This is a genomic window from Bacteroidales bacterium (genome assembly GCA_018334875.1).
GTDB lineage: Bacteria > Bacteroidota > Bacteroidia > Bacteroidales > UBA12077 > JAGXLC01.
Genome location: JAGXLC010000022.1, coordinates 1 through 22,137 on the forward strand (window position 1 = coordinate 1; position 22,137 = coordinate 22,137).

General features: G+C 41.0%; 16 protein-coding genes and 1 tRNA gene. 7 read left to right on the top strand and 10 right to left on the bottom strand.

The window, feature by feature from the left end; translation table 11 throughout:
- Positions 1-239: 239 nt before the first annotated feature.
- Positions 240-314 (bottom strand) — tRNA-Val (locus tag KGY70_03505).
- A 93-nt stretch (positions 315-407) separates the two neighbouring features.
- Between KGY70_03505 and aspS the strand changes: the two genes are divergently transcribed.
- Together aspS and KGY70_03515 are read left to right on the top strand one after the other, a co-directional pair.
- On the top strand, positions 408-2,171 hold the full coding sequence (gene aspS, locus KGY70_03510; GenBank protein MBS3774233.1) for an aspartate--tRNA ligase: 1,764 nt from the start codon (positions 408-410) through the stop codon (positions 2,169-2,171).
- 175 nt (positions 2,172-2,346) lie between these two features.
- Positions 2,347-2,667 (top strand): STAS domain-containing protein, encoded by a 321-nt coding sequence (locus KGY70_03515; protein ID MBS3774234.1) that lies wholly within the window; start codon positions 2,347-2,349, stop codon positions 2,665-2,667.
- Positions 2,668-2,698: 31 nt separating this feature from the next.
- On the opposite strand, the gene KGY70_03520 is transcribed toward KGY70_03515, so the two are convergent.
- Both KGY70_03520 and miaB read right to left on the bottom strand, forming a co-directional pair.
- Positions 2,699-3,049 (bottom strand): carboxymuconolactone decarboxylase family protein, encoded by a 351-nt coding sequence (locus tag KGY70_03520; GenBank protein ID MBS3774235.1) that lies wholly within the window; start codon positions 3,047-3,049, stop codon positions 2,699-2,701.
- A gap of 82 nt (positions 3,050-3,131) precedes the next feature.
- Complete coding sequence (gene miaB / locus KGY70_03525; protein ID MBS3774236.1) at positions 3,132-4,472, bottom strand: tRNA (N6-isopentenyl adenosine(37)-C2)-methylthiotransferase MiaB; 1,341 nt, start codon at positions 4,470-4,472, stop codon at positions 3,132-3,134.
- A 261-nt stretch (positions 4,473-4,733) separates the two neighbouring features.
- Between miaB and KGY70_03530 the strand changes: the two genes are divergently transcribed.
- From KGY70_03530 to KGY70_03550, 5 genes are all read left to right on the top strand, one after another.
- On the top strand, positions 4,734-6,152 hold the full coding sequence (locus tag KGY70_03530; GenBank protein MBS3774237.1) for an SDR family oxidoreductase: 1,419 nt from the start codon (positions 4,734-4,736) through the stop codon (positions 6,150-6,152).
- A 332-nt stretch (positions 6,153-6,484) separates the two neighbouring features.
- Positions 6,485-7,234 carry a YebC/PmpR family DNA-binding transcriptional regulator gene (locus KGY70_03535; GenBank protein ID MBS3774238.1) on the top strand — a complete coding sequence of 250 codons (750 nt, stop codon included), beginning with the start codon at positions 6,485-6,487 and terminating at the stop codon, positions 7,232-7,234.
- 127 nt (positions 7,235-7,361) lie between these two features.
- Positions 7,362-10,004: a hypothetical protein gene (locus KGY70_03540; GenBank protein ID MBS3774239.1), complete on the top strand. Its 2,643-nt coding sequence runs from the start codon at positions 7,362-7,364 to the stop codon at positions 10,002-10,004.
- 141 nt (positions 10,005-10,145) lie between these two features.
- Positions 10,146-11,087, top strand: coding sequence for a cation transporter (locus tag KGY70_03545; GenBank protein MBS3774240.1), 942 nt, complete (start codon positions 10,146-10,148; stop codon positions 11,085-11,087).
- Positions 11,080-12,213, top strand: a complete 1,134-nt coding sequence (locus tag KGY70_03550) for a pyridoxal phosphate-dependent aminotransferase (protein MBS3774241.1) — start codon at positions 11,080-11,082, stop codon at positions 12,211-12,213. Before KGY70_03545 ends, KGY70_03550 begins: the two co-directional genes overlap by 8 nt.
- A 223-nt stretch (positions 12,214-12,436) precedes the next feature.
- On the opposite strand, the gene KGY70_03555 is transcribed toward KGY70_03550, so the two are convergent.
- The 7 genes from KGY70_03555 to mfd all read right to left on the bottom strand — a co-directional run bounded on the left by KGY70_03555 (position 12,437) and on the right by mfd (position 22,029).
- On the bottom strand, positions 12,437-14,557 hold the full coding sequence (locus KGY70_03555; protein MBS3774242.1) for a SurA N-terminal domain-containing protein: 2,121 nt from the start codon (positions 14,555-14,557) through the stop codon (positions 12,437-12,439).
- Between the two features lie 121 nt (positions 14,558-14,678).
- The gene (locus KGY70_03560) at positions 14,679-14,864 is read right to left on the bottom strand and encodes a hypothetical protein (GenBank protein MBS3774243.1); all 186 of its coding nucleotides are present in this window, start codon (positions 14,862-14,864) and stop codon (positions 14,679-14,681) included.
- Positions 14,857-15,456, bottom strand: coding sequence for an LPS export ABC transporter periplasmic protein LptC (gene lptC / locus KGY70_03565; protein MBS3774244.1), 600 nt, complete (start codon positions 15,454-15,456; stop codon positions 14,857-14,859). Before lptC ends, KGY70_03560 begins: the two co-directional genes overlap by 8 nt.
- Complete coding sequence (locus tag KGY70_03570; GenBank protein MBS3774245.1) at positions 15,425-16,777, bottom strand: hypothetical protein; 1,353 nt, start codon at positions 16,775-16,777, stop codon at positions 15,425-15,427. The genes lptC and KGY70_03570 overlap by 32 nt, the downstream gene beginning before the upstream one ends.
- A 19-nt stretch (positions 16,778-16,796) precedes the next feature.
- Positions 16,797-18,071 carry a hypothetical protein gene (locus tag KGY70_03575; GenBank protein ID MBS3774246.1) on the bottom strand — a complete coding sequence of 425 codons (1,275 nt, stop codon included), beginning with the start codon at positions 18,069-18,071 and terminating at the stop codon, positions 16,797-16,799.
- The gene (locus tag KGY70_03580) at positions 18,061-18,792 is read right to left on the bottom strand and encodes a type III pantothenate kinase (protein ID MBS3774247.1); all 732 of its coding nucleotides are present in this window, start codon (positions 18,790-18,792) and stop codon (positions 18,061-18,063) included. The genes KGY70_03575 and KGY70_03580 overlap by 11 nt, the downstream gene beginning before the upstream one ends.
- Before the next feature lie 30 nt (positions 18,793-18,822).
- Complete coding sequence (gene mfd, locus KGY70_03585) at positions 18,823-22,029, bottom strand: transcription-repair coupling factor (GenBank protein MBS3774248.1); 3,207 nt, start codon at positions 22,027-22,029, stop codon at positions 18,823-18,825.
- Positions 22,030-22,137: the final 108 nt, after the last annotated feature.

The window sequence follows — 22,137 nt, forward strand, 5'->3', positions numbered from 1 at the left end:
AATAAAATGCAGAGCCTGTATCGCAAGGCGGTATTAACCCCGACTTAGGTGAACTTAAATTTTTGAAAAAAATTTTAGTGAACCTTAGTCGCTGTCGGAGACAGGAATAATTCTTGAATTATTCGGGTTAGACGAGACTCTTTCAAATTTCTTTTACTTTATGGACAAACACTAATTATATGGCAGAAGAGGACAAAATCTTGTAGAGACGCACGGCCGTGCGTCTCTACAAGATTTTGTGGGATATGGTGGATTCGAACCACCGACTTCTACCCTGTCAAGGTAGCGCTCTGAACCTGCTGAGCTAATACCCCGTTTTTATTTCAATAATGCAAATATAATAAATTCATGAAAAACTTTCTATCTTCGCAACGTTTGTAATGTCTCATTTTAAAATAAGGATATCCATGTATCGTACCCATACCTGTGGCGAGCTGAGGATAGAGGAGGCCGGCCAGGAAGTAACCCTCACCGGGTGGGTCCAGCGAATCCGGGAACTTGGCGGAATGACTTTTATTACTTTGCGCGATCGCTATGGCATCACACAACTGGTATTTGATGAGCACACTCCTGAAGCCATTGCATCAAAATTGAAGGAACTGGGCCGTGAATATATCATCCGGGTTACGGGCAAAGTGCTGGAGCGGACAAGCAAAAACCCCAAAATGCCTACAGGCGACATTGAGGTCTCTGCCAGTGAGCTTGAGATAGTCAACCGTTCCGAAGTTCCTCCGTTTACTATCGAAAATGAGACGGACGGCGGTGAAGAGCTCAGGATGAAATACAGGTATCTGGATCTGAGAAGAGCGGTCCTGAAGAACAATATGATGCTTCGCCACAGGATGGCCCAGGAGATCAGGAAATACCTGGATGAACAGAGCTTTCTGGAGGTGGAAACGCCTTTCCTGATCAAGTCCACCCCTGAAGGAGCAAGGGATTTTGTGGTTCCCTCAAGGATGAATCCCGGTGAATTCTATGCCCTTCCCCAAAGTCCGCAGACCTTTAAACAGTTGTTGATGATTGCCGGTTATGACAAGTATTTCCAGATCGTCAAATGTTTTCGGGATGAAGATCTCCGTGCCGACAGGCAGCCGGAATTCACACAACTTGACTGCGAGATGACTTTCGTCGATCAGGAAGATGTGCTCAATACATTTGAAGGACTGGCAAAACACTTATTACAGGTAATAAACAATTACAATTACGATGAAAGCTTCCCACGGATCACTTACGACGATGCCATGAATTATTACGGTACCGATAAGCCCGATCTCCGGTTCGATATGAAAATATCGGATATCACCGGTATTGTTCAGGGAAAAGGTTTCAAGGTCTTTGACAATGCAGAATATGTAGGTGGAATCAATGCCAAAGGCTGTGCTTCCTATAGCCGGAAACAACTCGACGAGCTCACCGCTTTTGTCCAGAAGCCCCAGGTTGGAGCAAAAGGGCTTGTTTACGTAAAATATAATGAGGATGGAACGCTGAAGTCATCAGTGGATAAGTTTTTCGGACAGGAAGATTTGAAAAAGTGGGCTGAAGCCATGAGTGCCTGTCCCGGTGATCTGTTGCTGATTCTTGCCGGAGAAAGGGTTAATACTTTAACGGCTTTGGGTATTTTGCGGCTGGAGATAGGAAATAGACTTGGATTAAGGGATCCGGAGAAATATGCCCCTGCCTGGGTTGTAGATTTTCCCCTATTGGAATGGGATGAGGAAGAAAGCCGCTATGTGGCCATGCATCATCCGTTTACTTCACCTAAAGATGAGGATATTCCGCTTTATGATAGTGACCCTGGTAAGATGCGGGCCAATGCCTATGATTTTGTCATCAACGGGGCAGAAATTGGCGGAGGCTCCATTCGTATTCATGACCGTAAGTTGCAGGAAAAGATGTTTTATACACTGGGCATTTCCAAAGAAGAAGCCAACGAAAAATTTGGATTTCTCCTGGATGCTTTTAGATACGGCGCTCCACCACATGGGGGCATTGCATTTGGGTTCGACCGGTGGTGCGCTGTTATGGGAGGTTCTGATTCAATCCGGGATTTCATTGCCTTTCCCAAAAACAATTCGGGCCGTGATCTGATGATCAATACACCTTCCAGAATCTCCCCGGAGCAATTGAAAGAGCTTCATATCCAAATTATGGAATCTAATGATAAAAAATAAAAGCTGGAATAATTCGGGTTAGATTTCCGTTGATATTTAGAATAATTAAAAATAAAGGGTGCAGGCTAAAATTTGACTTGATTTGTTAATAAATTTGCCCCCGGTTTCGTTTAGAAATATTGTTATCGAATACCTTTACGGAATGGCGTTCCAAAAAAAATAACAAATAAGCACCATGTTGGAAGTTGAGCAATACAACAATAAGTATTACTTGTCATTTGGAGAAATTGACAAGTTCAATGTGTATAATGCCAAACAAGTTGAACAGGAACTGATGGAATACGTGAAGAAACCGGAAGTAAATGTAATTTTGAACCTGGATAATGTATCATTTATTGACAGTTACGCATTTGAAACGCTGCTGAATGTACTCAGAAATGCGAAAATCAACAATACGAATTTTGAACTGGCACATGTTTCACACGGCGCAATGGAACTGATCAAGGTGATGCAGTTGGATAACGTATTCAATATCAAGGCCAACAACCACAATTAATAGTCTTTGTGCGCTTTATGATGAAAGTACTTTAACGGCTTTCTTCATTAAGCGCCTCCCAATATTCCAGAGCCCTTCTTGTATGAGGGATAACAATGGTACCACCCACCAAATTTGCAATAGAAAATATTTCGTACATTGCTTCATTGGAAATGCCTTCTTTATGGCATTGCTCCAGGTGGTAACTGATGCAGTCATCGCAACGCAATACCATTGAGGCCACCAGCCCCAGCATTTCCTTGGTTTCGGAATTCAATGCCCCGCTCATATAGGCATTGGTGTCCAGGTTCATGATGCGCTTGATTACTTTGTTGTCGGTTTGCTGTAATTTGTGGTTCATTTTTTCCCGATACTCGCGGAATTCTTTTGGCCTATCAGTCATGGATTAAATCATTTTATATTTTACAATACCCGAACAATAACCGAAACCCGGGACCCGGAACTTGAGTAAATTTTGGAAACCTTTAATCTTCTATTACTTTTCCCCGCAATGTTGCAGGTGTCGAATCCTCTATTCTTATTTTGGCAAAATCTCCCGGTTTGAGGCCGTCTTTTGGGAAGACCACCACCTGATTCTGGGAATTTCTCCCGAAGTATTCGTCGTTAGATTTTTTTGAGGTACCTTCCACAAGTACCGTAAAATTGTTTCCAGTAGATTTTTTCTTATTAACAGATCCTATCTGATTTTGAAGTTCGATGATCTCGTTAAGCCTTCGTTTTTTGGTATCTTCCGGCACATCATCTTCCATTTTTCTGGCCGCTCTTGTTCCTGGTCTTTCAGAATATTTGAACATGTAAGCAAAATCGTAGTTAACATATTCCATAAGAGAAAGTGTTGCCTTATGATCTTCTTCCGTTTCCGTACAAAAGCCTGCCATGATATCGGTGGTGATTTCAGCATCGGGTAAATATCGGCGTATGGCATCAATGCGGTTTAAATACCATTCTCTGGTATATCCGCGGTTCATGGCCTTAAGTATTTTGGTGCTTCCCGATTGAACAGGCAGATGAATGTGTTTGCAGATGTTGGGGTGATTGGCCATCGTTTTCAACACCTGATCCGAAAGATCTTTCGGATGAGAAGTGGCAAAACGTATGCGCATTTCGGGATCTATGCCGGCCACTTGTTCCAGAAGCTCTGCGAATCGTTGAGTACCTTCTTCATGTTTCCATTTATAGGAATCTACATTCTGGCCGATCAGGGTTATTTCCCGGTAGCCTTTTTGGCTGAGGTCATGCACTTCACTGTAGATGGTTTCGGGATCTCTGCTTCTTTCCCGGCCCCTGACAAAAGGCACAATACAATAGGAACACATGTTGTTACAACCCCGCATGATGGAAATGAAAGCCGACAGATTATTTTTGTCCGTTCTTACCGGTGCAATATCTCCGTAAGTCTCTTCTCTGGAAAGGATGGTATTGACCCCTTTCTGCCCGGAATCCACCGTTTCCAATATATTGGGCAGAGACCTGTAAGCGTCAGGACCCAATATCAAATCCACGCTTTTCTCCCGGTCAATCAGTTTTTCTTTTAACCGTTCCGCCATGCAGCCTATTACGCCTACCTTGATATCCGGCTTTTGTTCTTTCATTTGTCTGAATACATTCAGTCTGCCCCATACCCTTTGCTCGGCATTCTCCCTTATTGAGCAGGTATTTACCAGGATCACATCTGCCTGTGTCATGTTTTGGGTCAGTTCATAGCCTTCTTCATTCATAATGGATTTTACCACTTCGCTATCGGCTACGTTCATCTGACATCCATAGGTTTCTATGTAGAATTTTTTGGGTTTTGATGCACTCATCCTCACTACTCCTTTTTCAAAATACCTTTTTCATTTATAGTCACAAAATTAAACCAATGAAATAAAAAATCACAGGTTGCCCTGTAAATATTTTCTATTATGGTCTCTTTGTTAACGCATCATTATAAGAAAGAATTGTCTCTATGAAGTACCGTAGCTCCATTGTTTTGTACCCGGTTACCAAAATTAAACAATAAACGATTTGATATGTTTATGGTAAAAGTCCTTAAAAGATTGGTTAAGGAACTAATAAACTGAACCATGAAAATTCTGTTAACCGGGGTGACCGGCTATATTGGCAAGCGTTTGTTGCCTGTTTTACTGGAAGATGGACATGAAGTTGTTTGTGTGGTTCGCGACAGGAACAGGTTTTATCCGGAAGATTATTCATCCGGGAAAATAGAAGTTGTAGAGGCAGATTTCACCGATTATTCTACACTTGAACGTATTCCGAAAAATATTGATGTTGCCTACTATCTTATTCATTCCATGTCTGCTTCAATCAATGATTTTAATGAGATTGAAAAAACATGTGCTGAAAATTTCAAGCAACGCTTGGGTGAGACCCGGGTGAAACAAGTCATATATCTCAGTGGTATTGTTAATGAAAAAGAGTTATCCAGTCATCTGAAATCCCGGAGGGCGGTAGAAAACATCCTGGCTTCGGGAAATTATCATCTGACTACTCTCAGAGCTGGTATCATTGTAGGTTCAGGCAGTGCTTCCTTTGAAATCATCCGCGACCTTGTAGAAAAACTTCCCGTTATGGTCGCACCGAAATGGCTTGATACAAAAACCCAGCCCATTGCCATCAGCAATGTAATCCATTACCTGAAAGGAGTCCTCCTGTTTGAAAAAGCTTTTGATGATCATTTTGATATTGGAGGTCCCGAAGTACTTACCTATAAGGAAATGCTTCTGAGATTTGCCAAATTCAGGAACCTTAAGCGGTATATCCTAACTGTACCGGTTATGACTCCAAGATTGTCTTCCTACTGGCTTTATTTTGTGACTTCTACTTCTTATAAGCTGGCAATTAATTTGGTAAACAGTATGAAAGTGGAGGTGACTTGCCGTGAAAACCGATTGCCTGAGTGGTTTAATGATCATTTGCTAACCTATGAAGAAGCGCTAAGACTGGCATTCGATAAGATTGAACAGCAAGAGGTTGTGTCAAGCTGGACCGATGCATTAAACGGGGAAACGCTTGCAATTGAGACCGCCAAATTGCTCAAGGTGCCTACCTATGGGTGCTTTAAAAATATGAAGATGCAGGAAGTACAAGATGAGCAAAAAACGCTTGACAGGATCTGGTCGATCGGAGGGAACCACGGATGGTATTATGGTAATTTCCTCTGGAAAATTCGGGGAATAATAGACAAAACATTTGGTGGTGTAGGATTACGCAGGGGAAGAAAAAACCAGGAAGTGATTAAACCGGGAGAAGTTCTGGATTTTTGGAGGGTACTTTATGCTTCAAAAGAAGATAAAAGGCTCCTGCTTTACGCAGAAATGAAACTCCCGGGGGAAGCCTGGCTGGAATTCAGTATCCGGGAAAATAAATTATACCAGATAGCCACTTTCCGGCCCAAGGGCCTATGGGGAAGGATTTATTGGTATGCGCTATGGCCCATACACCATCTTATTTTTAAAGGCATGAACAAACGTATAGCCCGATAAATATCTACTTTTGGCAGATTTTCTTTGGAACCAACCTTCATCAATTGTTGGGTTGGCGTTTGTTTTATAACAAGCTATGAGGAAGATTGTTGACATTTTTCCGGGAATTGAATATTAGTACCTTACCGGGCAAGTTTTGCAAAAAAAGCAAGAATTTGACCGGTAAGGTACTTATACTACAATAGCCTTTTCATCCAATACATAGGTAAACCATTCATATCAACCTGCAGATAATATTACCGGGGATAAACGTGTTGGTTAAATGGGAAGTAAAGTACAAAATTATTACTTTTGCATCATCATAAAATACTTAAATAAAAAGGTGTTGTTATATGGCAGGACACAGTAAATGGGCTAATATAAAACGAAGAAAAGAAGCGCAGGATGCAAAGAAAGCCAAGATATTTTCACGGATAATAAAGGAAATAAGTGTTGCTGTTAAAGAGGGGGGAAATGATCCTGAATCCAATTCGCGTCTGCGCATGGCCATCCAGAATGCCAAGGGTGTGAATATGCCCAAGGAAAATATCGAAAGAGCGATAAAAAAAGCCTCCGGTGACGGCAATCAGTTGGAAAAGGTATATTTTGAAGGCTATGCGCAGGGAGGTGTAGCCATATTTGTAGAATGCCTGACAGATAACCGAAATCGAACCGTCAGCAGTATCAGATCAATCTTCACCAAAAATGGCGGTAGCCTGGGTAAAAATGGATCTATAAGCTATCTTTTCGACCAGAAAGGTATTTTTACCATACCCAGAAAAGAAGATATGGATCTGGAAGAGCTGGAACTTGAGCTGATTGATGCCGGCGCTGAAGACCTGGAAGTGGAAGATGATTTTCTTACCGTAACAACGGCAAAAGAAGATTTCGGAGGCGTTCAGAAAAAACTGGAAGAATTGAATATAGAGCCGGATAATGCATCTTTACAGCAAATCCCTAAGGCGCGAAAAGCTTTGGATCTTGAATCGTCTCTGAAAGTGATGAAGATGGTAGATGCTTTTGAAGAGGACGATGATGTACAAAATGTATATCACAATTTGGAACTCACCGATGAATTACAGGAGGCCCTGAATAATCAATAAAATCTATTACATAAGTATCTATTTCGGCTGGTAAAAGGTACCAGCCGTTTTTATTTTATATTCGTATTAAACGAAATTCATTATTTTTGATCCCATATATTTGTTACACCCTTTAATTTTTTCGTCTATGAAAGATCGTTCATACACCATTAAATCAGTTTTTACGGTTGTATTGCTGTTTTTTTCCCTATCGGCCTTCAGCCAGAAAGATATAGTTAAACCCTCAGAGCATTTCGGCTTCAGGCCCGGAGCAGATAGAATGCTTTTTGACTATGAGTCGCTTATCGGCTATATGAAAAAAATGGAGAAGTCTTCTCCACGTCTGAAATTGGAACAGATAGGCGAATCCCCCATGGGGAAGCCTATGTATGTAGCTTTTTTCTCTCATCCCGATAACATTAAAAATCTTGATAAGTTGAGGGAGATAAACAGGGAATTGGCCCTTAACCATAATTTAAGTGAAGAGAAACGCAAGCAATACGTTCAGGACGGCAAAGTTTTTTTTGTGGCTACCCTGTCTATGCATGCCAATGAGGTAGGCCCCTCGCAAGCCGCTCCGTTAATAACTCATAAGCTTTTAACGACCCAGGATCCTGATACTACTGGCTGGATGAAAGATGTGGTTTATATGATGGTTCCCAGCCATAACCCTGATGGAATGGACATGATTGTCAACCATTACAAAAAATACAAGAATACCAAGTATGAAGGCAGTTCTATGCCCGGCGTTTATCATAAGTATGTGGGGCACGACAATAACCGGGACTTCGTTACCCTGAGCCAGGAAGACAACAGGGCGATCTCCAGGATTTTCAGCCATACATGGTTTCCACAGGTTATGGTAGAAAAGCACCAGATGGGTTCTACCGGTCCGAGGTATTTCGTACCGCCCAATCACGATCCCATAGCTGAAAATATAGATGCCGGGATATGGAACTGGATCGGTATCTTTGGGATGAATATGATCAAGGATATGACACGCAATGAGCTGGCAGGAGTAAGCCAGCATTATGCTTTTGATAACTACTGGCCGGGTTCCACGGAAACCTGTATCTGGAAAAATGTGATTGGTTTTCTTACCGAGTCTGCCAGTGTAGATCATGCTACACCCATTTATGTGGAAGAGAATGAACTTTCCGTTTGGGGTAAAGGGTTATCCGAATATAAAAAGAGCATCAATATGCCTTTACCATGGGATGGAGGATGGTGGAAATTGAGCGATATCATGGATTATGAGGTGGTATCCACCATGTCGATCATCAAGTCGTGTGCCAACCATAAGGAAGATATTCTGGAGTTTCGTAATGATATGTGTAAGGATGAGGTGAATAAAGGCAAAAGTCAAAAGCCTTATTATTACATAATGCCCCGGGAGCAACATGATAAAAGCGAATTGGTGAACTTGGTCAATCTTCTGGATGATCATGGTGTGGAGCGATATATTTTACAAGAACCGGTAGAAATAAACAATCGCCGTTACAGCGCCGGCGATGTGGTTATCCCTTTGGCGCAGCCTTTCCGGCCTTTTATAAAAGAAGTAATGGAACGCCAGAAATTTCCTGTCCGACATTATACCCCAGGTGGAGAGATGATTAAACCCTATGACATCACTTCCTGGTCTTTACCTTTACATAGAGGAGTAGCATGTGATGAAATTGATGTGAGATCAGAACCATTGGAAAATGCACTTAAAAAGCTGGAAGGACGTTATCGCATCAATAAATCTGTACCAGACGAATATGAGGCTGTCGTTTTCCCTGTTAGCAATAATGAAAGCTATAAAGCCGCTTTTCTGGCTGATGAAATGGACCTGCCGGTCAGTTATGTAAGCCACAATGTCAAGGCAGACAATACATCCATTGAAGAAGGGGCTTTCATCGTTCCTTATTCAAATCAAAACAGGGATGAGTTGAATGATCTGATCGAACAGTTGGAGGTTCCTCCCGTTTTTGTTGAAGAAAAAACCAATTTAGAGGGTGCCGGGGTCGGTTTCCCGAAAATTGCCCTAATGGAAACCCATCAGCATGATATGGATGCAGGCTGGACCCGTTACATATTCGACAACTATCATATTCCTTTTGATGTGATTCATCCCGGAGAGGTTAAGGAAAGAGCATTGAATGAATACGATATAATTGTATTTCCTGATGCAAATAAATCGGTGCTGTTAAAGGGCAAATACGAAAGCGAAGACCGTTACCGGATGAGTAATTATCCCCCTGAATATACCAAGGGTATGGAAGAGGAAGGATTGCAGAAAGTAATGAAATTTGTTCAGCAAGGGGGCAAGATTGTAAGCTGGGGAAGATCAACTGAATTGTTCATGGGCAAGCAAACCATTCAGCTCAATGAAGATGAAAAGGAAGAATTCAGTTTACCGGTTGAAAACGTTGCCGATGGCATAAAGGAAGAAGGATTTTATTGTCCCGGTTCTTTCGTGCAGGTCAATCTTGATAACCAAAAATTATTCAACAGGGGTATGCCTGATAAAACGGGAGTTTTTTACAGGGGAGATCCGGTTTTTTCTACCAGCAGACCCATATTCGATATGAATAGAAGGGTGTTGGGCCATTTTCCCGAAGAGGAGATTTTAATGAGCGGTTTTGCAAAGAAAGAGACACAAATAGCGGAAAAACCTGCCTGGGTTTGGGTAAGAAAAGGCGCAGGTGAACTGATACTGTTTTCTTTCAAACCTCAGTTCAGAGCCTCGACGCATGCAGATTATAAGCTGATATTTAATTCATTGCTGTTTTCAAAGCTGAAGGAATAAATTCAGGATAAAAGGATATTGCAAAACAATGAACGTGAAATTGCTTATATGAAAGCGGATCATTAACAATCATGGTCAATTTTTGTCTGCATGACAATTTGAAGTAATTTCGGCGGTTAAAGTTCAATTGAGGTAGATGTGATGAATAACAGATCCTTATCAATAAGGAAAGCTTCAGTTATTGGTATTGCGGGCAATGCACTATTATCTGCCGCTAAAATCATAATCGGGATTATTTCAGGAAGTTTTGCAGTGATAAGTGACGGACTGGATTCCGCCTCAGATGTGCTGACTTTTGTGGTCAGCTTTTATGCTTCAAAAATTATTAGTAAACCCCCTGATTATAAATACCCTTATGGTTATCAGCGGGCTGAAGCTATAGCTACCAAAGTACTGAGTTTTATATTGTTTTTTGTTGGTGCTCAGCTTTTTTACACTACGTTGATGCGAATTGTCCAAAATCACCCCCATCAGATTCCCTCCCTGATAGCCTTGTATGTTACTATTATTTCAATCTTTGCAAAGGCCGCCCTTTATATTTATAACCTGAAAACCGGTAAACGGATCAATAGCCAAATGTTGATTGCAAGTGGAAAAAACATGCGAAATGACATATTGATCTCCTTCTCTGTATTGCTGGGATTGTTTTTTACCTATCAGTTAAATCTGCCGCTTCTTGACCTGATAACCGGTATGGTAATCAGTCTTTGGATTATGAAGGAGGCCTTTTCAATTTTTATGGAGAGTAATGTGGAGCTCATGGACGGGGTAGATGATTCCAATGTGTATTTTAGAATTTTTGAAGCGGTTGAACAAACAGAAGGCGCTGCACATCCCCACCGTGTGAGGCTGCGGAAGCATGGCGATCAGTATGTCATCTCCCTCGACATAGAGGTGGACCCTGAGATGAAAGTGGCCCAGGCCCATAAGATTGCCCGGAAAGTGGAAAAAAATATTGCCGAAAAAGTTGGACATACTTACGATGTGATGGTTCATACAGAACCGTTCGGAAATGTGGAAAAAGAACGGTTTGGATTGTCCAGGAAAAATATGGAAAAAGATAAAGGAAAGGATTATGAATAAATATCAGAAGCCAACCGGTTCCTACATTAGTTTTATGAGCAACAAGGTAAAATCGCAGGGAGGAATCAATCTGGCCCAGGGAATACCAGGCTTTCAGCCACCCCGGGAATTGCTTCAACACCTTAGCGATCTGGCCTTCGAAGCGATCCATCAATATGCACCCGGTGACGGCAACAATGACCTGTTGAATCTGCTGTTAGAAAAATATTCGCAGTACGGTAAATTTGAACCGGAAAATTTTTTGATCACCAACGGGGCTACAGAGGCGGTATCCTTGTTATACACCTATTTTAATCATATCCTTGATAAACCTTATTCAGCATTGGCTTTTGAACCGGTTTATGAAAGCTATAAAAAACTGCCGGCGATCTTTGGTGACAGATTTATTTCCTTTCCTTTTCAGGACGACGGAAAAGTGAATTTTGACAAACTTAATGAGACTTGCAGAGCCAATCGGGTAAAGGTGATCTTTTTGAATACGCCGGGTAACCCTTTTGGGAAAATCTGGAATAAAGAGGAGATTGAAGCACTGGATCAGCTTGCGCGTCAGGAAGATATCTTTATTGTTGTAGATGCGGTTTACCAGGAACTGTATTACAATAAACCTCCGTATCATCCCATAAGTAGCTTCAGTGAACGTATGTTTTATGTGAACAGTTTTTCAAAGATTTTCTCCATTACCGGATGGAGAATAGGATATATGATTGCATCGCAGGAACATATGCAGGTCATCAAATCGACACACGATTATACGGGTTTGTGTGCTCCTTCGATTTTGCAGGAAGCCATTGTGAAATATATAAAAAAGGACAATTGGGGCAGCGGGTATGTTGAAGGTCTGAGAAAAAAATTGAAAGATGGGTTTGATATTATGAAACAGGGATTGGAGGAACTTGGCTTTTATGTTCCTTCGATTGGCGGAGGATTTTTTATTTGGGCAGCTTTACCTGAAGGATGGGAGGATGGATTCCGGTTTACCATCGATTTGTATGACCAGCAAAAGGTAGCAGTAATCCCCGGAGAGCATTTTTCAGAAAGGCACACCCATTATATCCGTTTCAATATTGCCAGAGAAAAAGAAGAACTTGCTGAAGCTTTAAAGAGGATACAGCAATTCATGGGTTAAAGCTCAGAGAGTAATTTTTCTAAGCTGGATAACAGCGAGTTAATTTTTACTACCGACTTTGCCACAGTATCTTACCGGGCAAGTTTTGCCAAAAAAAGCAAGAATTTGGCCGGTAAGCACCTACGTTTTTTCAGGACAAGCCTGAAAAAAAGCGCTTCGCGGAAGAAACCAATGATAAGATTAAGTTTGAACAACATGTTGGTTCAAGTTGCGCTTTAAGCGCCTAATAGAATTTGTATCTCTTGTCTTCAATATTCGCGGCTTCCCTAAGCGCTGTAAATGCCTCGTAAGGCGCAGTGCGCCGAATTCTTTGCTCTTCCTGTTGTTTTACCATGGTCGGAGTAGTACTTCCTGTAGAGGTTGTGTTGGTAACCTGAAGGGTGTACACTCCATTTTCTCCCTCTATAGGATAGGAAAGCTGATTTTCCTCCAATTCCATAGCTGCACCCACCACTTTGGGTTCTGATCCGGCGCCGGGAATTCCGGAGGTAGAATAGTTGACATCATTGGCTGACATGATCTCCAGATTCAATTGATCGGCAATCTCTTCCAACGAACCGGCATTTTGCATGGCTTCATTGAATTGATCTTGTATTTTCTCAGCCTTCTTGTTTCTGGTCACTGTAACCCTGATATTGCTTTTTACCTGTTCGAAGGGGGCAATGCCTTCTTTTCGGATTTCGGTTACAAAACCCACCACAAAATTATCCCCTATTTCAAAGATGGGGTCATTATCGCTGGTAATTAACTGGTTTTCTTTGGTATCGTATGCCGCCCTGATCAGGTTTCTTGCATCTTCAAGCCCCGGTATGGTGTTGGAGTTGATTTGAACATTATTGGCTGTTCTTTTGGTAAGCTCGTTTTCCTGCACGGCCTCTGTAAAATTCTCAAAAGAACTTAGCTCTCCGGCAAACCGGCTTGCCCTGGAATATACTTTCTGATAGGTTTCCGAACTGGGTTCGATCCTTCTTGTCAGTGTGGCTACCTGGACCTTTTTGGTCTCTCTTCCTCTTTCGGTAACTTCCAGCAGATGAAAACCATATTGTGATTGTACCAGTTTGATTTCTCCGGGCTGTGCAAAAAATGCCGTATCCGTTATGGCTTCTACCATTTCACCCTGCTGTATCCAACCTAAGTTTCCGCCATCAGGCGCTGTGTTTTGATCAGCCGAATGCTGCTCTGCCAGTTGGCTGAAGCTGGCCCCTTGCTCCAGCTCCTGCATCAGACTGTCAGCCAGATTTTTTGCATTTTGAATGTTTCTTTGATTTCTGTCCGGCTGGATCAATATATGACGGGCCTTGACAGAATCAGGCAGATATTGGATATCCATCAGTTTGGATAATTTAAATGCCTCATCTTCCCGGTAAGGGCCATAAACATCACCTGGTTCGGCCGAAAACATAAAATCAGCAATGGAATCAGAAAGTTCTTCTTTTTTGTAATACGTATCGTCAAAAGGATTATCGCTGTTCAGATTGACAAATTCCGCAGTTTCACCGGCATTCTTAAAATCTTCAACCGAATTGTATATATATTCCCTGGCCGCTTCTATATCCTTCTCTGTGGGTTCAATGTTAAAGGTAACATATTCCAGATCACGGCTTGCAGATTGTTTATAATGCTGTTTGTGGCTGTCATAATAATCCTTCAGATCCGATTCCTCCACCTCAATCATATCATCACTAATGCTGTTAAAACGTTGCAGTACGAAATTGAAATCTACATTCCGGGCATTTAGTTCTGCAAGTTTTTTGCTTTCACTGGAAGTTAGATAGAGGCTTTTGTTAATAAGATTACTGAATTTGGTGTATTTCCTTTCTCTTATCATCTGATCTTCGAGATAAAGCCAGTAAGTCTTTGTTTTGCCCGAGGGATCCTGGTTATAGCTTTTGAGAAATCTTATTATGGCCATATTATTTACCTGACCTGTTTCCGGATTGGTAAAAAGTTGCTGAATCATGGGATGTATATTCTCTCCCTGAACCATATCCCAAAGTTCCTGGGAGCTGACCCCAATACCCATTTCTTCATATATATTGCTCATGATATGTTCCCGGGTAAGCCGCTCCCATACCTGTTGCCTTAGCTGTTCACGGGTTTCTGCATCGATTGACGTCTGATCCTGCGACATTTTATTGATTTCTACCAGTCTTTCCACTTCTCTCTGAAAATTTTGGTATGATATGGATTCTCCTCCTATTTCTGCGATTTCAAATCTATCGCCTCTCATGGCTGAACCTCCGCCCCTGAACAGGTCTCCGAGCACAAAAGCGAGCAATGCCAATCCGATAACTACTCCAACAAGTACTCCCGCTCTGTTTCTTATTTTTTCAAGTGTAGCCATTGATTCAAGTTTTTATTTAAATGTTTTTATTATTAGCTTTTTCGAAGCTACGAAGATAGAAATTTTTGGATTTTTATGTAAATCTTTCGGCTTCTTTTTCAGCATAAAGGTAAATTCGTTATTATGAGTTTCTTTTCCGGAGATGTCTGCGAAAAGCATACATGGTAACCCCAATTCCTGTAAAAAGGAAAAATATCAAACTGTTGCTCAGGTGATTTTCAATGACTGCCTTGATTCCCAGTATAAAACATAGAAGCGCTACAAGCAGCCAAACAACTTCCATAAAGTGAAGGGGTTTTTTACTCATCTTCCACTTCGATTGTTCCGGTTGTCTTCTTGATACTCCAGTTGGTGAAATTTTGGTTGGCTTCAAAGCCTCTTCCGTGAATAATACCATCTTCAGTGGTAATTCTTACATATCGGTCGGTGTGGATTATTTCTTTGTCTTGATTCCAGATGAGGTACTCTGTATTCAGCGTATCTCCTTCACTGTTGATGGCTACCACGTTATTCTTAGCTTCCCAGCGATCGTCTTCCTCGTGATAAATAGCGTAATTTGCAGTGATTCGTGATTCAACGGTCATGGTACTGTCATAGAAGCGGACATTCAAACCATGGGGGAATATGGTATGAGGATCTTCAACGCTCGTATAGCGGTTGATTTCCGGTGAAGTGACTTTTACTTTTAAACGGCCGTTGCTTGTATGTTTAATTTCTGCATTTTTCATCGACTGATCGGGGAAATCGCTTTCCTGCCGCATCAGTTTAACTTTCTCTATATCGTTCTCACAGGCTGAAAAAAATACAATAATTCCGCACAAAAGCGGAATTATTGTATTTCTGAACTTTTCAAGGTTATTTTTGTGTTTATTCAGATGTTCTAACAGTTGTCGTTTCATTGATCCAGCATCCTATCTGGTATGTGTCTCCAATTTCGTAATTCTGGAAGAATATATCTTTCTTATCGGGAAAACGCGGTCTGTACGAATCGATATAACCCTGGGCTTCATCGGCAATATCGGAATCAACTTGTTTGGCCTTCTGGAATTTATCTACAGCAGCCCATAAAACCGCTTTTTGTTCAAACTCTTCCTCGCCACATTCTTCGGTGGACTCGGCATACAATCTTCCGATAAGAAGGTAAGGCCTGCCATTGTCAGGATTGAATTCTATGGCTTGTCTCGCATATTCTCTTGCAGTAACTTTATCTTCGCGTTCTTCAAAAGCTAAGGTAGCCAGTTCTGTGGAATAATCAGCTTTTTTCTTATCATCTTCTTCGAGTTCGATTGCATTTTTATAATATTCCACGGTTTTATCAAGATTCTCTCTTTCGTAGAATAATTCTGCAATATGATGAGCAATATCGGGATCCGGTTCGAGCTTGTTTAACTGAATGTTGGCATTAAGATACAAATCGCTTTCGGTGCATTTGGCATCAGTCAACAACCCGATAATTTTATTGACTGTCTCAAGGTCTTCTTTATTTTCCTCAAACCTGGGTTTATATAGGGAGATCAGGTTTTCGCATGTAGCGGCATCACTGTTTTCAAATATTTTATCAATTGTCTCCTTGGCTCTTGTCAAAATTTTATGGTCCGGATCTTCTTCAAGCTGGCTTTCCACTAATTTTAATGTTAAGGAATAGTCGTCCAATATTTGTTTGTCCTCAATTATGCCATTTTTATGTAAGCTATTGGAGAGATTCATATAATTTACCAGTACTACCGCACTTGATTCTTCTCCTCTCATATCAATTGACTTAGCCAGCAGATCATACACTTTTTTAAGGTTTTCAGCCGATTTCTCTCCATGATTGAGCAGGTCAAGTGCTTTTTTACCCGTAACGTAGCCCTCCTGATCGAAATATTCAATCCTTTTGTCATACAGATTCATGAGGCTATCCAGAAATTTCTTCTTTCTATCCTCGTCTTCGGCATCTTCGATGGCGTCTTTGATCATATTTTCTCCATGAAGATAAATGTTCTTTGAGGCACGCGGGCATTCGTTATATACCACTTTCCATGGTTCAACGGCATCTTCATAGTTATTCTGTCTATAATATTCTACATAGAGGGAAAGATTTTTGAGGCAGCGAATGCTGTCTTTCCCACTTCCAAACTTAGATCCTTCCTCTGCTCCGGTTTGTCCGAAAGCTTGGAGCGAAGGAAGAAGGCTGATCAAAAAAATAAACAGGAATAGTTTTCTTAATGTATTCATCATCACTCATTTATTTTAGTTATTATCTATATTTTTGTTTTATGAACCAGAAGTCTTGAAACGTAATGTTAAAATTAACCATTGCATAGTTCTCTTCTATAAGATTCTCGCTGGTTGTGCCTCTTCTTCCCAGCTTCAATGCAATATTGAATTTTGTTCTATTATATCTCAACGGTAAACCCAATCCAAATGTTATGCCAAAATCTTTCAGTTGTTGATTATTTAGATTGAGATAGGATTGTTTATAGAAAGCCCCCAGCCGATAATCAACTCTTTGCAGATAGCTTCCCAGGGCCTCTTCATCGGGGGTGTATTGCATTCCACCGCGCAATGAATAACTATCGGAAAGGTTGTCAAATTCTTCTTCAAGTGTTGACCAGTCTTGGTATTCGAAATCTGCACCAAAAATAAGTTTTCTGCCTTGTAAAGCAAAACCCCCGCTCCATCCCTGTGGGTATTGGAATTTTGAATCTTTAGTCTGCTGAATCCTGTCAATCGTATCTTGTCTGGTAACTCCCTGGTTATCGTTATACTGGTAAAATGAGAAAAATTCATAAGATTTTTCTAAATCCAGATTCGTGCTTAAATCGTGACTAACACCCAAAGTCAGATTAGAGTTTTCGGAAAGGTTGAATTCATATTGAAGACCCGTTTGAAAGCGGCTTCCTCTTAAGTGAAAATTTAAATCCTTTTGGAAGAGTCCGCTATAAGGATCTTCAGGCAATGCAGCAGTGGAATTATAGGTGGTATTTCCGAACAGATAATAATAATTCACCCCCACGCTCAGGTTTTTTGTCAAATCGAATGCATTACCAATATAAAACTGCCTGATGCCGCCTTCTCCTTCAAAGCGGTTCTCCATTTCATCTATACCATTTGGGTTGGTAGTAGTTTTAACATGATAGCCTACCTGGCTCAGGGGCACTATGCCGATACTGCTTTTCCACCAACGGAATACGGGGAATCCTATGGCCAGATGATCAAACCCCAACGCCCTGCGGGTAATCTGGTCATCGGAAGATCTTTGTAATGAAGCGTTGGCACTGATACCTACATCAAATATAAAGGAATTGGTATCTTGAGCTGTGTAGGAAGCTGGATTGGAATAGTTGATCACATCATTCATTCGGATGCCTGAAGTAATTGAGCCAAATCCCATGGTATTGCCCATGTTTTGATCAACCATTTCTCCCAGGCCGTATCTGGTATAGGGTGAATAAATGCCTTTCTGGCTGTAGCTGTTTATGCTGTAAAATAACGCCAGACTCAGTATGATAAAAATCCATTTAATGCGCATATAAATTGTATTTCAGTATTTTATTAAGTCCTATAAGGACTAAATCCGGTTCTACAAAGATGGGATATTTTAATTTATTATCAAAGAAATTACTATCTCCACCTGTTAAGATTGTTGTTAAGTTTCCGTTTCTAACGGATAAACTTTCAATATAATTGTTCATTTCAAAAATAATACCATTTTGTACTCCCCTTATAATGGCCTTGTTTGTATTTTCTCCCAGCAGTTCAAAATCTTCTTCCTTCTGAAGAAGAGGAAGGTTGTTTGTGAATTGATGCAAGGCCCGGTATCTCATAGATAAACCGGGCGAAATGTTTCCTCCAATATATTCCTGGTCTTTGTTTACGAAATCAAAGGTTAGTGCTGTTCCTGCATCTATAACCAAAATATTGCAACCGGGGTAAAGTGAGATGCCTCCAATGGCTGCTGCAATTCGGTCCTTGCCAAGCGTTTCGGGGGTCTGGTAACAATTCTTTACGGGCAACAATGTTTTGGAGGATAACTCGATATAATGTTTCAAATACTGCTTTAGTCTTGTTGCTCCGGGTATGCTATATTCTTTGACCGATGAAATGATTACATTTTCTATCTTGTATTGCAATACAAGATCAAGAATCTTTTGGTAAAGATCATGATTAAACCGCATAACCCGGAAGGGTTTGTCATTTTTAAATATTCCTGCTTTTACGGCGGAATTTCCTATGTCTACGGCTAAATTCATGCTGATCAGTGCTCTATGAGCATGCCAAATTTATAAATTTTCTTTCATATCATTGAGCATTTTGAGTGCTTTATTTATATTATTGATATTTTGTACAGTAAGGGTTAGTTTTTTCCCTTCTTTCATCTGGAATAATTCTTGGTTTTGTTGCACATACCGTAGAATGCCGCTGAAGACGGGAGACTGGTAATAAGGTGATTCCTGGTTCGAAATAAAATGCATGATCAGGGTATTGTTTTTTATAAGGATTTTTTCAAAGCCCAGATCAATAGCCAGCCATCTTAATCTTACTACATTCAGTAATTCCTGTGTGGGTTTTGGAAGAGCACCGAACCGGTCCACCAGTTTTTCTTCAAAGGCTTTCAGTTGTTGCTCATTTCCTATATTGTCAAGCTCTCTGTAAAGGTTAATTCTTTCAGATATGTTGGGGATGTAATCATCCGGAAAGAGAATTTCGAGATCGGTTTCAATTTGACAGTCCTGAATAAATCTTTGCTCGACTTTTTGTTTTTTAATATCTTCTTTTTTCTCTTCCTGAAAAAGGTCTTTGAATTCGTTTTCCTTTAATTCCTGTAAAGCCTCATCCAGTATCCGCTGATAGGTTTCAAGGCCTATATCGGCAATAAATCCGCTTTGTTCTTTGCCGAGTAAGTTTCCTGCTCCCCTTATATCAAGGTCCTGCATGGAGATATTGAAACCGCTTCCCAGTTCGGAGAATTCTTCAATTGCTTTCAGTCTTTTACGGGCTTCCGGTGTTACTGCCGTTAAAGGAGGAGCGAGCAGGTAACAAAAAGCTTTTTTGTTGGATCGTCCTACCCTTCCCCTGAGCTGATGCAAATCGCTTAAGCCGAAATTCTGGGCCTCATTTATGATCATGGTGTTGGCATTGGGAATATCCAGGCCTGATTCGATGATGCTGGTAGCAATGAGCACATCATATTCATGGTTGATGAAATCAAGCATGATCTTTTCCAGCTTGGATCCTTCCATTTGCCCGTGGGCAACAACAGTTTTAACATCCGGGCAAAGGCGGTTGACCAGTTTTTCCACTTCATAAATATTTTGAATCCGGTTGTTGATGAAAAAAACCTGGCCGTTTCTTTCAAATTCATAGTGTATGGCTTCTCTGATGATGTCTTCATTAAAGGTATGAACCTCCGTAATGATTGGATAGCGGTTGGGAGGTGGAGTGTGTATAATGGAAAGGTCTCTGGCTCCCATCAGCGAAAATTGCAACGTTCGGGGGATAGGTGTTGCTGTAAGTGTTAATGTATCCACATTGAGTTTAAGCTGTTTCAGTTTTTCCTTGGCTGCTACCCCGAATTTCTGCTCCTCGTCAATGATCAGGAGTCCGAGATTTTTAAAATGGATATCTTTGCTGATGAGCCTGTGGGTTCCAATAACAATATCCGTTTTGCCTTCGGCGATGTTTTCCTTGATCTCTTTTTGTTTTTTATGACCTCTCAGGCGGCTTATATGTTCCACTGTACCGGGGAATTCTTTAAGCCTCCGGGAGAAAGTTTGATAATGCTGGAAAGCAAGGAGGGTCGTCGGCACCAATATGGCTACTTGTTTGCTGTCAGTAATGGCTTTGAATGCTGCCCTGATGGCTATCTCCGTTTTGCCAAAGCCTACATCACCGCAAATTAGCCGGTCCATCGGTGTTTCTTTTTCCATATCCTGCTTGCTGGCTTTGGTTGCAGCAAGCTGGTCGGGCGTGTCTTCGTAAATAAAGGAAGATTCCAGTTCGTGCTGTAAATAGGTGTCTTCGGAAAAGGCAAATCCTTTTTTTTCTTTTCGCTGTGCATAAAGCTGGATCAATTCCTTTGCGATATCCTTGACCTTGTTTTTGGTTTTGTTTTTAAGATTTTTCCAGGCTGCGGAGCCCAGCTTGTATATTTTCGGAGGTGTGAGGTCTTTACTTTTATATTTGGAGATTTTATGCAAAGAATGGATATTCACATAAAGGATATCGTTGTCTTTATAAATTAATCTGATGGCTTCCTGTGTTTTGCCGTTAATTTCTATTTTCTCCAGTCCACCGAACTTTCCGATGCCATGATCTACATGAACTACATAATCACCGGGATGAAGCTTATTAAGCTCTTCAATATTCAACCTTTCTTTCCGTGAAAAACCCGACTTGATGTGAAATTTGTGGTAACGTCCGAATATCTGATGATCCGTATAACAGCAGATTTGAAGTTCATGATCAATAAATCCTTCATGCAGTGTTTCCAGAATGGGAGTGAACCGGATGTTTGGGTTGATGTCCTCGAAGATGGCTTTTAACCTTTCAATTTGTTTTTCATTATTGGACAGTATGTAGTTGGTATATCCCTGCTCCTGATTTTTGATCAGATTGTCTGACAGCAGATCGAAGTTTTTGTTGAAAGCCGGTGGAGGTGAGGAATTGAACGTTACAGTATTTGACTCCGGGAAATGGCCTTTGTAACCAATTTCGACCCAATGGAACCCTTTGATTTGTTCTTCAAAATGTGATTTTGTTATGATGTAGGAGTCAATATTCTGATTGGGATTACTTTCAATGGTCTTATCAAAAAGCTCGGCAATGCGGCCGGAAATGTAGTCGAATTCTTTGACCCAGATTACCGTTTTTGTGTCGAGATATTCGAAAAATGACTGCCATTCGGATTCTTTTGAATGCCCGTCTTGTAGTTTTGGTTGTATTACGGCTTTGTTCAGGTTCTGAACAGAAAGTTGATTTTCAACGTCAAATTTCCTTATGGATTCCACCTCCTCACCAAAAAAGTCAATACGGTAGGGATGGTCATCTGAAAACGAGAAAATATCAACAATACTCCCCCGTACTGAAAACTGGCCCGGCTCATAAACAAAATCTACCTGCTCAAAATTGTATTCAAACAGCATATCATTCAGAAAATCCGAAGAAATTTTTTCTCCTTTGTTGATCTCAAGCGTATTTTTTACCAGTTCTTTTCTTTTTACTACCTTTTCAATAATGGCTTCCGGGTAACTGATTATTAATGCGCTTTCGTTGTTTCTTACCGCGTTCAGTACGCCGGTTCTGAGTATGATGTTGGTAGGATCTTCCTGGCCGAACCGGACAGACCGTTTAAAAGTAGAAGGGAAAAAATATACGTCCTGATCGGATAAAAGATTCTGAAGATCGTTATAGAAATAGGCGGCTTCTTCTTTGTCTCTCAGCAGAAATAAATGAGGGAAGGGTATGTGCTGTGCCGTACCGGCAGCCAGCGCACTGTCCAGGGAACCAGCCAGGCCCTTTACATAGGTTTTTGATTGCTGACGTATATGGCCTGTTAACTGCTTAACTTTCGGATGATCCTTATATTGATGTGTTAT